At 41.6% G+C, this 17415-nt stretch carries 25 protein-coding genes; 1 reads left to right on the top strand and 24 read right to left on the bottom strand.

The genetic code is table 11. The features are described 5' to 3' along the window. From rplX to K6969_RS00945, 14 genes are all read right to left on the bottom strand, one after another. Complete coding sequence (gene rplX / locus K6969_RS01010; protein ID WP_014637292.1) at positions 1–306, bottom strand: 50S ribosomal protein L24; 306 nt, start codon at positions 304–306, stop codon at positions 1–3. An 80-nt stretch (positions 307–386) separates the two neighbouring features. After that, positions 387–755, bottom strand: a complete 369-nt coding sequence (gene rplN / locus K6969_RS01005) for a 50S ribosomal protein L14 (RefSeq protein WP_004195497.1) — start codon at positions 753–755, stop codon at positions 387–389. 24 nt (positions 756–779) lie between these two features. After that, a complete protein-coding gene (gene rpsQ / locus K6969_RS01000; protein ID WP_000440801.1) occupies positions 780–1040 on the bottom strand; it encodes a 30S ribosomal protein S17 in 261 nt (86 codons plus the stop codon). A 23-nt stretch (positions 1041–1063) separates the two neighbouring features. Next, entirely contained in the window at positions 1064–1270 is a 207-nt protein-coding gene (gene rpmC, locus K6969_RS00995) for a 50S ribosomal protein L29 (RefSeq protein ID WP_024377707.1), read from the bottom strand. 9 nt (positions 1271–1279) lie between these two features. After that, positions 1280–1693 (bottom strand): 50S ribosomal protein L16, encoded by a 414-nt coding sequence (gene rplP / locus K6969_RS00990; protein ID WP_002936660.1) that lies wholly within the window; start codon positions 1691–1693, stop codon positions 1280–1282. A 3-nt stretch (positions 1694–1696) separates the two neighbouring features. After that, positions 1697–2350 (bottom strand): 30S ribosomal protein S3, encoded by a 654-nt coding sequence (gene rpsC, locus K6969_RS00985; RefSeq protein ID WP_002936661.1) that lies wholly within the window; start codon positions 2348–2350, stop codon positions 1697–1699. Between the two features lie 12 nt (positions 2351–2362). Continuing rightward, a complete protein-coding gene (gene rplV / locus K6969_RS00980) occupies positions 2363–2707 on the bottom strand; it encodes a 50S ribosomal protein L22 (RefSeq protein ID WP_002936662.1) in 345 nt (114 codons plus the stop codon). 17 nt (positions 2708–2724) lie between these two features. Beyond that, positions 2725–3006: a 30S ribosomal protein S19 gene (rpsS, locus tag K6969_RS00975; RefSeq protein WP_000533766.1), complete on the bottom strand. Its 282-nt coding sequence runs from the start codon at positions 3004–3006 to the stop codon at positions 2725–2727. A 250-nt stretch (positions 3007–3256) separates the two neighbouring features. Then, a complete protein-coding gene (gene rplB / locus K6969_RS00970) occupies positions 3257–4090 on the bottom strand; it encodes a 50S ribosomal protein L2 (protein ID WP_171943042.1) in 834 nt (277 codons plus the stop codon). Between the two features lie 17 nt (positions 4091–4107). Continuing rightward, positions 4108–4407 (bottom strand): 50S ribosomal protein L23, encoded by a 300-nt coding sequence (locus K6969_RS00965; protein ID WP_004195491.1) that lies wholly within the window; start codon positions 4405–4407, stop codon positions 4108–4110. Next, on the bottom strand, positions 4407–5030 hold the full coding sequence (rplD, locus tag K6969_RS00960) for a 50S ribosomal protein L4 (RefSeq protein WP_004195490.1): 624 nt from the start codon (positions 5028–5030) through the stop codon (positions 4407–4409). The genes K6969_RS00965 and rplD overlap by 1 nt, the downstream gene beginning before the upstream one ends. A gap of 24 nt (positions 5031–5054) precedes the next feature. Then, a complete protein-coding gene (gene rplC, locus K6969_RS00955) occupies positions 5055–5681 on the bottom strand; it encodes a 50S ribosomal protein L3 (protein ID WP_011921686.1) in 627 nt (208 codons plus the stop codon). A 136-nt stretch (positions 5682–5817) separates the two neighbouring features. Continuing rightward, on the bottom strand, positions 5818–6126 hold the full coding sequence (gene rpsJ / locus K6969_RS00950; protein WP_002939332.1) for a 30S ribosomal protein S10: 309 nt from the start codon (positions 6124–6126) through the stop codon (positions 5818–5820). Between the two features lie 253 nt (positions 6127–6379). Further along, positions 6380–6850 carry a transcriptional regulator gene (locus K6969_RS00945; RefSeq protein ID WP_029943166.1) on the bottom strand — a complete coding sequence of 157 codons (471 nt, stop codon included), beginning with the start codon at positions 6848–6850 and terminating at the stop codon, positions 6380–6382. A gap of 218 nt (positions 6851–7068) precedes the next feature. Here K6969_RS00945 and K6969_RS00940 point away from each other — a divergent pair, with 218 nt between their 5' ends. Next, complete coding sequence (locus tag K6969_RS00940; RefSeq protein WP_015445098.1) at positions 7069–8190, top strand: IS110 family transposase; 1122 nt, start codon at positions 7069–7071, stop codon at positions 8188–8190. A gap of 366 nt (positions 8191–8556) precedes the next feature. On the opposite strand, the gene K6969_RS00935 is transcribed toward K6969_RS00940, so the two are convergent. The 10 genes from K6969_RS00935 to mutL form a co-directional block, all read right to left on the bottom strand. Continuing rightward, complete coding sequence (locus tag K6969_RS00935; protein ID WP_253911814.1) at positions 8557–9096, bottom strand: nucleotidyltransferase family protein; 540 nt, start codon at positions 9094–9096, stop codon at positions 8557–8559. A gap of 369 nt (positions 9097–9465) precedes the next feature. Then, positions 9466–9786 (bottom strand): DUF1292 domain-containing protein, encoded by a 321-nt coding sequence (locus tag K6969_RS00930; protein WP_002939343.1) that lies wholly within the window; start codon positions 9784–9786, stop codon positions 9466–9468. Positions 9787–9797: 11 nt separating this feature from the next. Beyond that, positions 9798–10217, bottom strand: coding sequence for a Holliday junction resolvase RuvX (ruvX, locus tag K6969_RS00925; protein WP_099780101.1), 420 nt, complete (start codon positions 10215–10217; stop codon positions 9798–9800). Further along, complete coding sequence (locus K6969_RS00920; protein WP_004195477.1) at positions 10217–10483, bottom strand: IreB family regulatory phosphoprotein; 267 nt, start codon at positions 10481–10483, stop codon at positions 10217–10219. Before K6969_RS00920 ends, ruvX begins: the two co-directional genes overlap by 1 nt. Before the next feature lie 106 nt (positions 10484–10589). After that, the gene (gene spx / locus K6969_RS00915) at positions 10590–10988 is read right to left on the bottom strand and encodes a transcriptional regulator Spx (protein ID WP_004195475.1); all 399 of its coding nucleotides are present in this window, start codon (positions 10986–10988) and stop codon (positions 10590–10592) included. Positions 10989–11147: 159 nt separating this feature from the next. After that, positions 11148–12299 (bottom strand): recombinase RecA, encoded by a 1152-nt coding sequence (gene recA, locus K6969_RS00910; RefSeq protein WP_004195473.1) that lies wholly within the window; start codon positions 12297–12299, stop codon positions 11148–11150. A 51-nt stretch (positions 12300–12350) separates the two neighbouring features. Beyond that, a complete protein-coding gene (locus K6969_RS00905) occupies positions 12351–13532 on the bottom strand; it encodes a competence/damage-inducible protein A (RefSeq protein ID WP_171942863.1) in 1182 nt (393 codons plus the stop codon). A gap of 36 nt (positions 13533–13568) precedes the next feature. Further along, entirely contained in the window at positions 13569–14138 is a 570-nt protein-coding gene (locus K6969_RS00900) for a DNA-3-methyladenine glycosylase I (protein WP_029173227.1), read from the bottom strand. Positions 14139–14843: 705 nt separating this feature from the next. Continuing rightward, positions 14844–15434 carry a Holliday junction branch migration protein RuvA gene (gene ruvA, locus K6969_RS00895; RefSeq protein ID WP_029173228.1) on the bottom strand — a complete coding sequence of 197 codons (591 nt, stop codon included), beginning with the start codon at positions 15432–15434 and terminating at the stop codon, positions 14844–14846. A 38-nt stretch (positions 15435–15472) separates the two neighbouring features. Next, the gene (gene mutL / locus K6969_RS00890; RefSeq protein WP_029173229.1) at positions 15473–17410 is read right to left on the bottom strand and encodes a DNA mismatch repair endonuclease MutL; all 1938 of its coding nucleotides are present in this window, start codon (positions 17408–17410) and stop codon (positions 15473–15475) included. Positions 17411–17415: the final 5 nt, after the last annotated feature.

Raw genomic sequence — 17415 nt, 5'->3', positions numbered from 1 at the left:
TTAATCAAGCACTTCGCCTGATTTTTTGTTGTAGCGAACTTTTTTGCCATCTACAAACTTGTAACCAACGCGTCCTGCAACACCATTTTTGTCAAGAACTTGAACGTTTGACACATGGATTGGAGCTTCTTTTTCAACGATAGCACCTTGAGGGTTTTCGCTATTTGGTTTTTGGTGTTTCTTAACGATGTTAACACCTTCAACAATAACTTTGTTTACTTTTGGAAGTGCTGTTACAACAAGAGCTTCAACGCCTTTGTCTTTACCAGCGATTACGCGAACTTTATCGCCTTTTTTTACAAACATTTGATTTCTCCTATGATTTCTTACGCCCTAATGGGCACCCTGTTACTCTGGCGAGATAACAGGGGACTTAGTTTGTTAGATTAAAGTACTTCTGGTGCCAATGAAACGATTTTCATAAAACCGCCGTCACGCAATTCGCGTGCCACTGGGCCAAAGATACGAGTTCCGCGAGGTGTTTTATCTTCACGGATGATAACTGCAGCATTCTCATCGAATTTGATGTAAGAACCATCAGCACGACGAGCACCTGTCTTAGTACGAACGATAACGGCTTTTACAACGTCACCTTTTTTAACCGCACCACCAGGAGTAGCTTGTTTTACTGAAGCAACGATGATGTCGCCGATGTTCGCGAATTTACGTCCTGAACCACCAAGAACTTTGATTGTCAAGATTTCGCGTGCGCCACTGTTGTCAGCAACTTTCAAACGAGTTTCTGTTTGAATCATGTCAATTTTCTCCTTTCAGGTTGATTAAATGATAACTGCCTCTTCCACAACTTCTACAAGACGGAAACGTTTTGTAGCTGAAAGTGGGCGAGTTTCCATGATACGAACGATATCGCCTTCTTTAGCAACATTGTTTTCATCATGAGCTTTGTACTTTTTAGAGTAGTTAATACGTTTACCATAGACTGGGTGGTTACGTTTAGTTTCAACTACAACTGTGATTGTTTTGTCCATTTTGTCAGATACTACGCGTCCAACAAGAACTTTACGATTATTGCGTTCCATTGAAATTCTCCTTTCCCAATCTATTATTTAGCTTCAGATTGCACAGTTTTGATACGTGCAATTTGTTTCTTCACTTCGTTCAAACGAGCAGTTTGCTCAAGTTGACCAGCAGCAGCTTGGAAACGAAGTTCGAAGAGTTCTTTCTTCAATTCGTTTTCTTTCTTAGCAAGTTCTTCTTGAGAAAGGCCACGAAGTTCTTTTACAAAATCTTTAATTTCTTGAAGTTTCATGTCTTCTCCTTATTCTGCTTCACGTTTTACGAATTTAACTTTAACTGGCAATTTGTGACCAGCAAGGCGGAATGCTTCACGTGCGATTTCTTCAGAAACGCCAGCTACTTCAAACATAACCTTACCGCGTTTAACTGGAGCTACCCAACCTTCAGGAGCACCTTTACCAGAACCCATACGTACACCGATAGCTTTAGCAGTGTATGATTTGTGTGGGAAGATCTTAATCCAAACTTTACCACCACGTTTCATGTAACGCGTCATAGCGATACGGGCAGCTTCGATTTGGCGGTTTGTAATCCATGAGCTAGTAGTTGCTTGAAGACCGTATTGACCAAAGTCTACTTGTTTTCCACCTTTAGCTTCACCGCGCATTTTTCCACGGAATTCACGACGGTGTTTTACACGTTTAGGTACTAACATTTGTTATTTACCTCCTTTAGTGTTTTTACGAGCTGGAAGAACTTCACCACGGTAGATCCATACTTTAACACCAAGTTTACCGTAAGTTGTCAAAGCTTCTTCCCAAGCGTAGTCGATATCCGCACGAAGTGTATGAAGAGGAACAGTTCCTTCTGAGTAGCCTTCTGCACGAGCAATATCAGCACCGTTCAAACGACCAGAAACTTGTGTTTTGATACCTTTTGCACCAGCGCGCATTGCACGTTGGATAGCTTGTTTTTGAGCACGGCGGAATGCCACACGTTGCTCCAATTGACGAGCGATTGACTCACCAACAAGGTGTGCATCCAAATCAGGTTGTTTGATTTCGATGATGTTGATGTGTACTTGCTTACCAGTCAATTTGTTCAATTGAGCACGAAGTGCATCAACATTGCTACCAGCTTTACCGATAACCATACCTGGCTTAGCAGTGTGGATAGAAACGATTACTTTATTTACAGCACGTTCGATTTCGATTGTTGATGTTGACGCATCAGCCAATTCTTTTTTGATAAAGTTGCGGATTGCAAGATCTTCATGAAGGTAATCCGCGTATTCTTTTTCAGCATACCATTTAGCATCCCAATCACGGATGATGCCAACACGCATACCAATTGGATGTACTTTTTGACCCACGTTTTTACCTCCTTATTTCTCTGCCACAACTACAGTGATGTGAGCTGTGCGTTTGTTGATTGGTGAAGCAGAACCTTTCGCACGTGGACGGAAACGTTTCAACGTTGGCCCTTCGTTTGCGAATGCTTCGCTGACTACCAAGTTAGCTTTTTCCAAACCAAAGTTGTTTTCAGCGTTAGCGATTGCTGAGTTCAAAACTCCCTCGATAATGCCTGCAGCTTTGTTTGGTGTGAATTTCAAGATTGCGATTGCGTCTGCTACGCTTTTGCCACGGATGTTATCCAAGACAAGACGTGATTTACGAGGTGAAACACGTACTGTGCGAGCAGTTGCTTTAGCTGAAGTAATTTCTGCCATTGTGTTTTCCTCCTAAATTATTTACGACGAGTTTTCTTGTCGTCAGCAGCATGACCTTTGTAAGTACGAGTTGGTGCAAATTCACCAAGTTTGTGACCTACCATGTCTTCTTGAATGTATACAGGTACGTGTTTACGTCCATCGTAAACTGCGATTGTATAACCGATGAAACTTGGGAAGATCGTTGAACGACGTGACCAAGTTTTAATTACTTTTTTCTTTTCGTCATTTGCTTGAGCTTCAACTTTTTTCATCAAATGCTCATCGACGAAAGGTCCTTTTTTAAGACTACGTCCCATTTTAGTATTTTCTCCTTTAAAATATGTACCACAGCGGCTTGGGAGCTGGACAGAACCCCAGTTACCGTATTCGTTGTCCTGCCCCCGCACAGTTGATTAGAAGTTTCGACGTAGCTAAGCTACTAGAAACTGCAATCAACCACTGCGTCAAACTGGCATTTCAATCAAACTGAGATGCTGGAATAGTCAGTCCATAACAAACCCTACCGAGTTGGCGGATGATATAGAATGCTAGGCAACTAAGAATATATTATTTTTGGTTGCGACGACGAACGATAAGTTTGTCAGATTTAGCTTTCTTGTTACGAGTTTTCAAACCAAGAGCTGGTTTACCCCATGGTGTAGATGGTGCTTTACGACCAACTGGTGCTTTACCTTCACCACCACCGTGTGGGTGATCGTTAGGGTTCATTACAGAACCGCGAACTGTTGGACGGATACCTTTCCAACGGCTACGACCTGCTTTACCAAGGTTAACAAGGCCATGTTGTTCGTTACCTACCACACCAACAGTAGCACGGCAAGTGCCAAGGATCATACGAACTTCACCTGATTGAAGGCGAACAAGAACGTATTTACCCTCTTGACCAAGAACCTGTGCAGATGCACCAGCAGCACGAACCAACTCACCACCGCGACCTGGTTTCAACTCGATGTTGTGAACAACAGTACCGACTGGGATGTTTGCAAGTGGAAGTGCGTTACCAACTTTGATATCTGCTTCTGGACCTGAAACGATACGTTGACCAACTTCAAGACCTTTAGGAGCAATGATGTAAGCTTTAACACCGTCTGTGTAGTGTACAAGAGCGATGTTTGCTGAACGGTTTGGATCGTACTCGATAGTTTTAACGATTGCTTCAACGCCATCTTTGTTACGTTTGAAGTCAATCAAACGGTAGAAACGCTTGTGACCGCCACCTTGGTGACGAACAGTGATGCGACCGTTGTTGTTACGACCAGCTTTGTTTTTCAATGCAACAAGCAAGCTTTTTTCTGGAGTGCTTGTTGTGATTTCAGCGAAGTCCAAAGAAGTCATGTTACGACGGCCATTTGTCGTTGGTTTATAAACTTTAATACCCACGTTAATTCCTCCTTTGATTATTCAGCGTCAGCTGTAGCGAACAATTCGATCGCTTTTGAATCAGCAGCCAATGTGATGATTGCTTTTTTCACTTTGTTTGTGCGACCTACATAACGACCTACGCGTTTTGTTTTAGGTTTCACGTTGATTGTGTTAACATTTGCAACTTTAACACCCTCGAATGCAGCTTCAACAGCTTGCTTGATCAAGAGTTTGTGTGCACGAGTGTCAACTTCAAATACATACTTGCCTGCTTCGAGTTGGCCCATTGAGCTTTCTGTGATGACAGGTTTTTTGATAACATCATACAAATTCATTATGCAAGAACCTCCTCAATTTTAGAGATAGCTGCTTGAGTTACAAGAAGTTTGTCTGCATTTGCGATGTCAAGTACGCTTGCAGTTGTTGCAGTTGCAACTTTAACTCCTGGGATGTTACGAGCAGAAAGAGCTGCGAATTCGTTGCCTTCTTCAAGAATAACAAGGACTTTAGAATCAATGCTCAATGCTGCAAGTACTTTTGCAAATTCAGCAGTTTTTGGAGCTGTGAATTCAAGTGAGTTAACAGCTACAAATTTGTTTTCAGCAACTTTTTCTGAGTAAACAGATTTAAGTGCCAAGCGGCGAACTTTTTGTGGAAGTTTGTACGCGTATGAACGTGGAGTTGGTCCGAAGACTACGCCACCGCCACGCCATTGTGGCGAGCGGATAGAACCTTGACGAGCACGTCCAGTTCCTTTTTGACGCCATGGTTTGCGTCCGCCACCTGAGACTGCTGAACGGTTTTTAACTGCGTGAGTACCTTGACGAAGGCTAGCACGTTGGCTGATGATCACATCAAATACAACTGCTTGGTTTGGCTCGATACCAAAGATCGCATCGTTAAGAACTACTTCACCAGCTTGTTTACCAGTTTGGTCAAATAATGTTACGTTTGCCATTTCGACTGATTTCCCCTTTCCTTATTATTTACCAGCTTTAACTGCTGACTTGATAGTGATAAGAGATTTCTTAGCACCTGGTACGTTACCTTTGATAAGGATAACATTTTTTTCTGGAACAACTTGTACAACTTCAAGGTTTTGAATTGTTACACGGTTGCCGCCCATGCGACCTGCAAGGTTTTTACCTTTGAATACACGGTTAGGTGCAACAGGACCCATAGAACCTGGACGACGGTGGTAACGAGAACCGTGAGCCATAGGACCACGTGATTGACCATGGCGTTTGATAACACCTTGGAAACCTTTACCTTTAGATGTACCAGTTACATCAACAACATCACCAGCTGCGAAAGTTTCAACTGTAATTTCTTGTCCAACTTCCAAGCCTTCAATGTTTTTGAATTCACGAATGAAGCGCTTAGGAGCTGTGTTAGCTTTAGCTACATGGCCTTTGGCAGGTTTGTTGCTCAATACTTCACGTTTGTCATCAAAACCAACTTGAACTGCTGCATAACCATCAGTTTCAACTGTTTTCACTTGAAGAACAACGTTTGGAGTTGCTTCGATGACAGTTACAGGGATAAATTCACCAGATTCAGTGAAGATTTGAGTCATTCCCACTTTTTTCCCTAAGATTCCTTTTGTCATGAGAAAAATATTCCTTTTCTTATTTTATAGTTAAAAAGTTTTTAACGAGCGTTTTTCATGCTCAAACCAAGATACACCGAGTTTAACCCGTGTTCGATTACTTGATGAACACTTGCTTTTCTACCTTGCTACTTGATTACAATTTAATTTCTACGTTTACACCACTTGGAAGATCCAATTTCATCAAAGCATCAACTGTTTTTTGAGTTGGGTTGATGATGTCGATCAAACGTTTGTGTGTACGCATTTCGAACTGCTCACGAGAGTCTTTGTACTTGTGAGTCGCACGGATGATTGTGTAGAGGCTACGTTCTGTTGGAAGCGGAACTGGACCAGCTACTTGAGCACCTGTACGTGTTGCAGTTTCAACGATTTTTGCAGCTGCTGTATCAAGTGTACGGTGTTCGTACGCTTTCAAGCGGATGCGGATTTTTTTGTTTGCCATCTTTTTCTCCTTTTCGTCTATTTAACATAATAGGCTAGCTCCACAAGAAAACCAACACGTGTTGCGTGGCAATGCAACCGAGCGTGTCGCAACCTCTTGCATCAAAGCTACAGCCGTAATTTTTACGGCACTAGAACATTCTATCAAATTATATTGTACATTGCAAGAGTTTTTACTCGAAATTCAAAAAAATCTTAAAACACTTGTTCTAAGATTTTTTGAACCTCCTCTATTTCCTTTTTATAGAAGAGTATTAGCGAAAGTCTTTTAAATAGATTTGTAAATCGCGAATCATTTCACGGCGACCACGGAAACATTGGCCACTAATTAGTTTTTCATAATTTTCAAGCTGGTCATTGCTTAGTTTTTTTCGATAATCCCTCAATGCTCCTCTCAACATTAACAACTCATCATTGACTAAACCTGGCGATTGTATAACGTGAGATAAATCGTGAATATCCTCATGCGGCATACGGTCAAACTTACGCTTCTGACTTTCTTGTCTGCGTACACGGTCTTTGACCCGATTTCTAAATTTCACTTTAAAATAGCAATACAACTGTTCTTGCTCATCAGCTAACCACGGTTGATCTTCCAACAATTCAAATAAGGTCATCATGCCCTCTTGATCCCAATCTTCCTTTTCCCATAATTTAATATAGTACTCTTTTCGAGCCTTGTTGACAATCCCTTTTACGCTATCATAGACCTTTTCAAATTTCATCATCCCATCTCCTCTGTTTGATGGTTTTAGTTTATCGAAAAGGCACGATTTCCAACAGGACATTTTTGTCTACTAATTAGTAAATATGGTTTATCATTCGTATTTTATAGACAATATGTAAAGACCCCCAGTTGAGAATTCGTGGATTTACCTGTACACTAGAATAAAAAAACAATCAACTTCTAACAGGAATTACCACACTCAATTGGAGGTCTTATATGTTTCATTTTACCACACTTTTCATCGGAATGGATGTTCACAAAGAAAGTTTTTCACTCTGCTATTATGATATGATGGCGAATCAATTCAAACATAGCACTAAAGTTGGTCCAAATGTTAGCTATATTGTGAACTATGTGAATGAGCTTCGTCGTTTATATGGTCAAGATGCAGAAGTGTTATGTGGCTACGAAGCCGGATGTCTTGGATTTACCCTATATCACCAGCTACAAGCTCACGGGATTCCCTGTATCGTGATGGCGCCTACAACGGTGATGAAGGAAGGATCTAAGCGTGTTAAGACTGATAAAAAAGATGCAGCTCAGCTCGCAAAAGCTCTGGCCTTTCGTAGCTATCGGCCTGTTCATATTCCTACTGTTGAGGATGAACAAGTCAAAGAATATATCCGCATGAGAACAGACCACAAAGTGGCTCTGAAGAAAATCAAACAACAAATTCTTGCCTTCTGTCTCCGACATGATTTTCGCTATACCGAGGGAAGCAGTAATTGGACACAGAAACATGTCCGCTGGCTCCGTTCCCTAAATCCTGATGGACTTTACGCAGAGATTTTGACAGAATATCTATTGACCTATGAGAAATTAGTAGATCAAATAGAACGGTATGATGCACGAATTGAGCAACTGGGTCAAAGCGACAGTTACCAAGAGAAGGTCTCACGGCTTTCTTGCTTTATTGGCATTAAAACACTAACTGCTCTTTCCATTGTGACAGAAATCGGTGATTTTAATCGCTTTGCGACAGCTCAACATTTTGCTTCTTATCTTGGGCTAACTCCTAGCGAAAATTCTAGCGGCGACAAGGAGAGAAGAGGTGCTATCACCAAAGCTGGGAATAGCCATGTGAGACGACTTCTGATAGAAGCTGCACAATCATTGGCTAAGGGGACGATTGGGTATAAATCCAAAGAATTGAAAAGGAGACAAAGTGGAAACCGAGTGGAGGTGATTGCTTATGCGGATAAGGCTAATGAACGCTTAAGAAGACGTTATCGCACACTTGTTCTAGGAAAAAATAAGAAACAAAATGTTGCTAAAACAGCTATTGCACGAGAATTGTCTGGTTTTATTTGGGGGATGATGACAGGAAGAATAGCTTGAAGTTAGCGCTTGTTTTCATGTACACTTTTGACCATTAAGTTTTATCATCGCAGAGCGATGAGGAATCCCTATTTCTATCCAAAATCACTGGGTGAATTTGGACAGAAATAAGGATTGAAATCATGTTTGAATGGAAAGTATCTTGAAGGAGTTTAGGACTTCAAGGTTTGAGTCATCTACGAAACGACTAAGTGGCACAATTGTGATCCACGCTTATAGAGAGTAGGACTCGCGGCAGAACCATTGACCTGTAGGTAACCAATCCACGAATATCAGAGTGGCCAATGCCCGAAGCTAAGAACTAGGCTCTTTCTAGATACTTTTCATTTTTTAATCAGTTCGATTGTTTTTACTTGACAAAGGGCTTTACATATCAGTTATTACAGGCCATTGTTCTTTCCAGTTTTTCTTTTTTATTCTTTTCTCATATAAATCCATACGTTTAGAATTACCAATAAAATGAGGAGTTGGTCGTACCAAATAATGATAGATATCATCTAATCCATAAGGTGCAAAAATTTCGAGATTCCCGTTTTTTGTCTGACGGACACCGATTGCGGTACACCTTTCGGGAAATTTTTCTATTGCATCTTTTGACGATTGATAAGGACGGGTGTCTGGGCTATGAATGTGCATAAATACTTGATTCTTAACTTCCCACTGATATTCCGGATATCTTTGATGCAAATTTGCTTCTATTTCTTTCGTTTCTTGATAGGATATTTTTTCATCGTAAAAGATGATATCAATATCCGTTTTTTTATCAAAACGATAGTGATTCCAGATAAAATTACGAATTGTTCCCGCACAAATCCATGAATCCGCTAAGTCTAAATCCTTTACAATCCCCAAAATCCTATTGATATCAGGGTCTTGCGATAAATATTTTCCCAACTCTTCTTTCATACAATCCTCTACCTTCAAGTTGTTCATTGATTTTAGTTATTTTTTCTAGCTTCCTTAAAGAAATCGTTAGAAATATCATTCTAACGACAGGGAGCAGATAAAACATTCACCGGACCTTAATTCGTTCTTTGATTTGCAAACTCATGATAAAAAGGTCCACCGGACCTAGTTTGGCCCTCTTGTTTTCAAGCAAAAGATAAAAAGGTCCACTGGACCTAGTTTTGCTCTCCTGTTTTCAAGCAAAAGATAAAAAGGTCCACTGGACCTAGTTTTGCTCTCCTGTTTTCAAGCAAAAGATAAAAAGGTCCACTGGACCTCAATTCGCTTTCTTGTTTTCAGGCTCATGATAAAAAGGTCCACTGGACCTTTTTATTCCTCTTCCATAAAGCTGTTGAAGACTTCTTCAATCATATCCCATTCTGCTGTTGCGTCTTCTGGGATTGGTTGGAGGTCGCCTTCTGTGCCGTTCTCATTCTCGATGTATGAGTAGGCTTGGATTTCAACTTCTCCGTTCTCATCTTCTTCTGCACTTGCAGGGATTAAGAGGACGTAGTTCTTACCAAACTCTTCTTGACCGTCAATCGTCAATAAGATTTCAAAAAGTGTTTCGTTACCTTGGTCGTCTACCAAAGTAATCAATTCACGTTCGTCGTGGTTGTGGTCGTGTTCATGGTCATGATGATGTGCCATTCGTATCTCCTTTAAAATGTTCTATCTAAATAATTTTGTAAAATCAGCTGAGCTGCTAATTTATCGATAACTTTCTTACGTTTTCCTCGGCTGATATCCGCTTGCTCAATCAACATGCGTTCTGCCGCAACGGTCGTCAAACGTTCATCCTGGTAATCAACCGGTAGTTTGAATTGCTCAATCAATAAATTTCCATAGGCTTGACTAGCCTCAACACGAGGTCCGCTAGTATTGTTCATGTTCTTAGGTAAACCGACAACAAATTTATCAACCTTGTACTGTTCTACAAGTTCGGTCAAACGCTCCAGACCGAATTCGCCCTTTTCTTCATCGATTGGGATGATTTCCAAACCTTGAGCTGTGAATCCTAAGGGGTCTGAAATAGCTACACCAACTGTCTTAGAACCGACGTCTAATCCCATTATTCTCATTAGAGGTCAATCCCATTTCCTTTCAAATAGTAGCGCACCAATTCTTCAATGATTTCATCTCGTTCATGCTTACGAATCTGATTGCGGGCATCATTATAGCGAGGAATATAAGCAGGGTCCCCACTTAATACATAGCCAATGATTTGGTTAATCGGATTATAGCCCTTTTCCTCTAGCGAACGATAAACACCAGTCAATGTCTTGCTGATTTCTTGTTTATCTGTGTCATCCAGACGAAAACGAACTGTTTCTTCCGTGAATCCCATACTTACACCTTCTTTCAATTTTTATTCATTTTCATTATATCATATTTCTAGAACAAGCACAAAGAAAGTGCAAAAAGAACTCCATAAATAGAGTTCTTCCTACTCTTTATAGGGCTGCTCGCATACGAGCTTGGGCATTTTCAACATTTCGAACCGCTCGTGGTAAGAAGGCGCGAATGTCATCTTCCTTATATCCAACCTGCAATCGTTTCTCGTCAATCAGAATTGGACTTTTCAAAATACGTGGATTAGAGGCAATCAAGTCGATCACTTCATTGACACTTAAATCTTCTATATCAAAATCCAAACTCTTGGCATAGCGATTTTTTGACGATACAATACTTGCAATGCCATTTTCCGTCTTGGTTAAAATATTTAAAATTTCTTCCTTGGTGATTGCCTCTTTAGCCAGATTATGTTCGTTATAGGACAATTGATGGGCATTCAGCCAGTTCTTTGCTTTCTTACAAGAAGTACAACTAGATACTGTATAAATTTTAATCATGTAGTCACTCCTTTGCTACATCTTAGTAAGCACATTATAGTCTATTATACCACATATTCCATCCGTCTGTAGACCTATTTTTAAAAAAACTTTAAATTTTTGTGGGAAAATTCGGGTTTTGGCAAGAAAAAAGTTTGGTCTCCCCAAACTTTTTCGCTTTTATTCTTCTAATTCAATGCCGCCATCCAAGTCTAAAATAACATCTTGGACTTCTTCAGTTGCAACAGGGGTTTCCTCTGTCACAACTTCTGGTGCTTCCTCACCTTCAATCAATCCATAATGAACACGTATCTTACGGTCAATTTCATCAAAGATTGCTGGATTATCTGCTAAGAATTTCTTAGCATTTTCAGAACCTTGGCCAATTTTTTCTCCATTATATGAATACCAAGCACCTGCTTTTTGGATGATGCCGAGGTTGCTACCAATCTCAATCAATTCACCTGTGCGAGAAATTCCTTCACCGTACATGATTTCAACAACAACCTCTTTAAACGGTGGAGCCACCTTGTTCTTCACGATTTTCACCTTGGTTTCCTTACCAACGTTTTGATCTTTCTTATCGCCTGTTCCTTTGATTTGTGTGTTTCCACGAACATCCATACGGACAGATGCATAGAATTTTAGCGCACGACCACCAGGTGTTGTTTCAGGGTTACCAAACATGACACCGACTTTTTCACGTAATTGGTTGATGAAAATAGCTACTGTCTTAGTTTTGTTGATGGATGCTCCGAGTTTACGCATGGCCTGACTCATCATACGAGCCTGCAAACCAACATGACTATCACCAATATCGCCATCGATTTCTGCACGTGGTACAAGGGCTGCAACCGAGTCAACAACAACCAAGTCAACCGCACCAGAGTCGATCAGCTTGCCTGCAATTTCAAGACCTTGTTCCCCTGAGTCTGGCTGTGACAAGAGTAACTCATCAATATTGACACCAAGAGCTGCTGCATAGGCTGGATCCAAGGCGTGTTCCGCATCGATAAAGGCAGCAATACCACCATCTTTCTGGGCTTGAGCTACCGCATGAAGAGCAACAGTTGTCTTACCTGAGCTCTCTGGACCATAAATCTCAATGATACGACCTTTCGGATAGCCACCCGCCCCAAGCGCAATGTCGATGGACAAACTACCTGAACTCATGACTTGAACTTTTTGCTCAGCACGCTCACCAAGACGCATGACAGCGCCCTTACCAAAATCTTTTTCAATTGATTTTAGGGCATCATCCAACGCTTTTTTACGCTCATCGCCAAATTTCTTTGTAATATCTTCTAATTTTTTTCCTGGTTTCTTAGCCAATGATTTTCTCCTCTTTTCTTAGTCAAACTATTATAGCAAATATCTGCTATTTCACAAAGTGTTTCGTACAAAATCCCAGGCCTGCAGACAAGCAAGCTGGCGAAGGTATTGCCACGAATAACCACCTAAATCTATCTCTTTTTGGGAAATACCCGAGGTCGTAGCCAAAGTGAGATATACTTTTGCAAGTACGTTGTCCTCTGTTGATTTCGGTTTGATAAGCACAGACACAGCCAAACCCAAATCAGCTTGCAGCTCCTGCCGAATGCAGTCAGCTTCCTCTGATAGCCTGCCCGATTCTGTCCCTAGCTGACCGATGACTTTTCCTCCGCTAAAATACGGCTGAACAGCCAAAGCCAGGCTCAATTCAGCTTGCAAGAGACCACCTGTCCCCTGTTCGACGATAGCGATGGTTTGTCTTTTCTCCGCCAAACGAGTCGCTACCGTTTTGACCAAACTATTGTCCTCACCGTAAGCATAGAAATATTCTCTCAGTTTATCACGTTGTAAGATGTCTTCTTCCAACTGATTCAGACGTAAATCTGCTTCTTCTTGGCTGGTCGCTTTGGTGGACAGACGCAAGGTTACTTCACCAACCTTAGCATAGGGTGCAATCGTCGGGTCAGTTTGGTTGTCAATCAAGTCCGCCAAAACAGTCACTAACTGGCTTTCACCAATGCCAAAAAAGCGTAGGACACGCGAATAAAGTTGCTGCTGAGATTGGGACAGTAAAGGTAAGAGACTCTCAGAAAACATGGCCTTGAGCTCACTTGGTGGGCCAGGCAAAACAATATAGGTTACACCATCTTGCTCAATCATACCACCAACAGCTAAACCAGCTGGATTCTGTAGCGCCTGACTTCCCTCCACAATCTGTGCCTGACGTTCATTATTTGGTGTACGAACACGACCTGGGCGACTGGCAAAGAAGCGGTCTAATTTTGCCATAGCCAACTCATCAAACACAAGATTTCTACCTAAGAAGGTCGCCAGGGTCTGCTTGGTCAAGTCATCCTCAGTTGGGCCAAGTCCTCCACAGAGAATGACTAGCTCACTACGCTTGCTGGCTACCTCCAGTACAGACAAAAGCCTGTTTTCATTATCTCCAACAGCTGTGTGGAAGTAAACATCAATTCCCAGCTCTGCACATTTCTCCGAAAGGAACTGGGCGTTGGTATTGATGATTTGACCTGTCAAAATCTCCGTCCCAACGGCGATTAGTTCTGCTTTCATATTCCTCCTCTGTCTAGGGTGCGATTGCTCGCCCATCTAATAAATTCGTAATTGATTTCTAAAATCACAAGATTCCTCGTGTTCATTTAAGAGACCCGCCGCCTGCAAATAAGAGTAAACACAGACAGGACCAACAAATTTGAAGCCTCGTTTCTTCAAATCTTTGGACAATCTTTCTGATAGTTCACTTTTGGTCGGTAGCTCTCGAAAGGTCTTAATAGGGTTGTCGATAGATGTAAAGTTAACCCATTCCCAAAGATACGTATCAAACGTACCGAATTCCTCCTGTACTCGAAGAAAGGCCTGAGCATTGGTGCGGGTAGCGTACAGCTTTGCCTTGTGGCGAATGATGTTGGGATTGGCAAGAAGACCGTCTAACTCACTATCTGTCATAGCTGCAACCCTTTGAATATCATAGTTGAAAAAAGCAGAGCGAAAAGCCTGACGTTTATTGAGAACAATTTCCCAGGAAAGTCCAGCTTGGTAGGATTCCAAGCAAAGCAACTCAAACAAAGACTGCTCATCGTGAAGTGGCTTGCCCCATTCTTTATCATGGTAAGCAATATAGAGTGGATTGTTGGGATTGACCCAAGCACAAGGGGACATAGAAACTCCTTTTCGTGAATAACTAAAGTGCGAATCAGGATAAACTGACTGAAACACGGCTATGATACTTTGTAAAATTGTCAAACTGAATCCTAAATATCACCGAATAACGCAGTTAACATCTGGCAAAAGGCTTCGTCAAAACTCGCCTTTTACCTAGTTGTCATTGCGGAGGTCTCACAACGAAATTTCTAGCAAAATTTCTGTTCGGCCGTCTATTTTCTCTTTGTCCTTCACGTCTTTTATATCTGGACATGACATGAGCCACAAAAATCGATATTATTTTTGTGACGAATTAGTAAGGTACCTAGGCAAGTCGCAAATAGCGATTGCCGTAGTATGATGAGTTGCTTCAGCAACCATCATACTGGTACGTTAGTTGAACACGGCTACGATACTTTGCAAAATTGTCAAACTGAATCCTAAATATCACCGAATAACGCAGCTGACATCTGGCAAAAGGCTTCGTCAAAACTCGCCTTTTACCTAGTTGTCATTGCGGAGGTCTCACAACGAAATTTCTTGCAAAATTTCTGTTCGGCCGTCTATTTTCTCTTTGTCCTTTACGTCCTTTGTATCTGGACACGACATGAGCCACAAAAATCGACATTATTTTTGTGGCGAATTAGTAAGGTACCTAGGCAAGTCGCAAATAGCGATTGCCGTAGTATGATGAGTTACTTTAGTAACCATCATACTGGTACGTTACTTCATCAGCATTTTAAGGGCTGACTTGATGTAGTTTTCTGCGGTGTCGTTGGTGCCGTCGAAGAATTTCTTGATTTTCTTGAGTTCGGCTGGGCGGTAACCAAGGGCCTCCATGGCTTCCATAGCTTCATCAAGAGCGATATTTTCACTGGATGGTGCTACTTGTTGAACAGGACCCGCTTCTTCGCTCATGACAAACTTGCCTTCCAGGTCCAAAATCATCTGCTGGGCTGTTTTCTTGCCAATCTTTGGAAACTTGGTCAGGTAGGTAATGTTTTTCTGCTCAATAGCACGAACAAGTCCATCATTATCATCAACAGCAATAATAGCCAAAGCCGTTGTCGGACCAATACCTGAAACAGAAATCAGACTCAGAAAGACAGATTTTTCATTTTCTGTAGCAAATCCGTAGAGCAAATGAGCATCCTCACGAATGACTTGATGGGTATAAACCGTCACTTCTTGCTGGACCTGTCCAGAGTAAGCGTAGGGATTAGCTACTTGCAAGAGGTAGCCAACTCCGTGCGTTTCTACCACAATATACTTTGCAGTGATTTTTGTTAAAATTCCTTTGATATAGTCGTACATATACTTCCCTTACTAATGTGTCAACTTTTGCAACTATGTTAATACTTGCCCAACTCTCGCAAACTGGTGTGATTTTCCTGAATGCGTCTGAACATTTTTTCCATATCTGACTTGCTAAAATGTACTAAAACCGGACGACCGTGCGGGCAGTTATAGGGATTTTGGCAGTAAGACAATTGTCTCAATAAATCACGCGCCGAATAATCATCCAAAGCATGGTTGGCCTTGATTGACCGTTTACAAGACATCATGATGGCCAGTTCTGCCCGATACTGCTTGATTGACACCTGATCCGTCAAGAGCAACATGTCGCACATCTCATAAATGCCAGACTCAATCTCCTCTTCCTTCATCCAAATAGGATGTTCACGCAGAATAAATTGATTAGCTCCATATTCTTCCAAGTTGACACCAACTTGACGAAGGGCATCCATTTTGTGGACGAGGTCAAGGGCATCATTCTGCGGAAATTCAAAGATATAGGGCACCAATAACTGTTGAGCTGAATTGTCTACCTGACCAATCTTCTCACGGTAGTATTCGTATTTGACCCTCTCTTGTGCGGCATGCTGGTCAATGATATAAAGTCCTGTCTTACCTTGCGCAAATAAATACGTCCCATGCATTTGACCAAAATATTCTAACTCTGGAAATGTCGATGTTTCCTCTCGGTCTAATTTATCTGCCAGTTTTGCCAATTCTTTTGCGCTTAGATTCGGATGCTCCTGATCTTCTGATTCCACTGACTGACGTTCTGCAAATTGAACAGATGTAGGTTTATTTTCGACAGGCGACTCAACAATCTCTTGCCTATCCTCTTCGAGAGGTTTGACATCCTCAGCGACCACGTCTGGCTTTAAGAAGAAGTCTTGCTTAATCGTATCATAATAGATTTTTGGCTCTTTGAGTGGTAAGGTACCTTGCTCTGCTTTTACTTTTGGTCGAGTACTTGACTGAGCTAAATTCTCAAGAGCATCTGGTATCAAGTCCTGCTCTTTAAGTGCTTGACTAATCGCCTCTCGAATCAAGGTCATGAGTTCTTTTTCCTTGGAGATACGAACTTCCTGCTTGGTCGGATGCACATTGACATCAGCAAGATAGGGGTCAATTTCTATAGAAATGACTGCCAATGGAAAGCGTCCAACCATCAACTTACTGCCGTAACCTTCCAAAATCGCTCGATTCAGCAAAAAATTCTTGATATAGCGACCGTTGATGAAAATGGAAATGTAGTTGCGGTTGGCACGAGTCAACTCTGGCAGGGAAACGTAACCTGAAATCTGAAAATCCAGATCTTCTGCCATAATTTCAACCATTTTTTTGGCAGAAGCAATCCCATAAATCCCTGAAATTGCCTGACGAAGTTTCCCTGTCCCTGCAGTTCTAATTAATTCTCGTCCTTCGTTTACTAAGGCAAAGGCTATTTCCGGATGAGCTAGACTCAATCGATTTACAACATCAACAATATGTGATAATTCAGCCTGTTGACTGCGAACGTATTTGAGACGAGCAGGGGTATTGTAAAATAAATCCGAAACAGTAATCTGTGTGCCAACTGGACGACTAACTGGCTCCTCTTTCTCGATGACACCACCTTTGGCCTCCAAATGAAGTCCGTGTGCAGAGTCTGCCGTAGCTGTCTCAATGATCATATGACTGACAGAAGCAATGGAAGGCAGAGCTTCTCCACGAAAACCTAGGGTGCGAATACGAAACAAATCCGATTGATTTTTTATCTTACTAGTAGCGTGACGGCGGAGGGCAAGCGCTACTTCATCAGGGGCAATCCCCTCACCGTTATCCGTAATTTGAATCATTTTAAGGCCAGCCTCTTCAACACTAATTTCAATCTGACTAGCCCCTGCGTCAATGGAATTTTCCACCAACTCCTTAACCACACTGGCTGGTCGCTCAATGACCTCACCAGCCGCAATCTGGTTGGCTAGTATTTCTGGTAGTTCAATAATATGTGACATCATTT

Source organism: Streptococcus suis, assembly GCF_019856455.1.
GTDB lineage: Bacteria > Bacillota > Bacilli > Lactobacillales > Streptococcaceae > Streptococcus > Streptococcus suis_AE.
This window is presented reverse-complemented; position numbering and strand designations above follow the sequence as displayed.

Coding starts and splice junctions, on each gene's coding strand:
- rplX (WP_014637292.1), bottom strand. CDS start 306: ATGTTTGTAAAAAAAGGCGATAAAGTTCGCGTAATCGCTGGTAAAGAC.
- rplN (WP_004195497.1), bottom strand. CDS start 755: ATGATTCAAACAGAAACTCGTTTGAAAGTTGCTGACAACAGTGGCGCA.
- rpsQ (WP_000440801.1), bottom strand. CDS start 1,040: ATGGAACGCAATAATCGTAAAGTTCTTGTTGGACGCGTAGTATCTGAC.
- rpmC (WP_024377707.1), bottom strand. CDS start 1,270: ATGAAACTTCAAGAAATTAAAGATTTTGTAAAAGAACTTCGTGGCCTT.
- rplP (WP_002936660.1), bottom strand. CDS start 1,693: ATGTTAGTACCTAAACGTGTAAAACACCGTCGTGAATTCCGTGGAAAA.
- rplV (WP_002936662.1), bottom strand. CDS start 2,707: ATGGCAGAAATTACTTCAGCTAAAGCAACTGCTCGCACAGTACGTGTT.
- rpsS (WP_000533766.1), bottom strand. CDS start 3,006: ATGGGACGTAGTCTTAAAAAAGGACCTTTCGTCGATGAGCATTTGATG.
- K6969_RS00965 (WP_004195491.1), bottom strand. CDS start 4,407: ATGAATTTGTATGATGTTATCAAAAAACCTGTCATCACAGAAAGCTCA.
- rplD (WP_004195490.1), bottom strand. CDS start 5,030: ATGGCAAACGTAACATTATTTGACCAAACTGGTAAACAAGCTGGTGAA.
- rplC (WP_011921686.1), bottom strand. CDS start 5,681: ATGACAAAAGGAATCTTAGGGAAAAAAGTGGGAATGACTCAAATCTTC.
- rpsJ (WP_002939332.1), bottom strand. CDS start 6,126: ATGGCAAACAAAAAAATCCGCATCCGCTTGAAAGCGTACGAACACCGT.
- K6969_RS00945 (WP_029943166.1), bottom strand. CDS start 6,850: ATGAAATTTGAAAAGGTCTATGATAGCGTAAAAGGGATTGTCAACAAG.
- K6969_RS00940 (WP_015445098.1), top strand. CDS start 7,069: ATGTTTCATTTTACCACACTTTTCATCGGAATGGATGTTCACAAAGAA.
- K6969_RS00935 (WP_253911814.1), bottom strand. CDS start 9,096: ATGAAAGAAGAGTTGGGAAAATATTTATCGCAAGACCCTGATATCAAT.
- K6969_RS00930 (WP_002939343.1), bottom strand. CDS start 9,786: ATGGCACATCATCATGACCATGAACACGACCACAACCACGACGAACGT.
- ruvX (WP_099780101.1), bottom strand. CDS start 10,217: ATGAGAATAATGGGATTAGACGTCGGTTCTAAGACAGTTGGTGTAGCT.
- K6969_RS00920 (WP_004195477.1), bottom strand. CDS start 10,483: ATGGGATTCACGGAAGAAACAGTTCGTTTTCGTCTGGATGACACAGAT.
- spx (WP_004195475.1), bottom strand. CDS start 10,988: ATGATTAAAATTTATACAGTATCTAGTTGTACTTCTTGTAAGAAAGCA.
- K6969_RS00905 (WP_171942863.1), bottom strand. CDS start 13,532: ATGAAAGCAGAACTAATCGCCGTTGGGACGGAGATTTTGACAGGTCAA.
- K6969_RS00900 (WP_029173227.1), bottom strand. CDS start 14,138: ATGTCCCCTTGTGCTTGGGTCAATCCCAACAATCCACTCTATATTGCT.
- ruvA (WP_029173228.1), bottom strand. CDS start 15,434: ATGTACGACTATATCAAAGGAATTTTAACAAAAATCACTGCAAAGTAT.
- mutL (WP_029173229.1), bottom strand. CDS start 17,410: ATGTCACATATTATTGAACTACCAGAAATACTAGCCAACCAGATTGCG.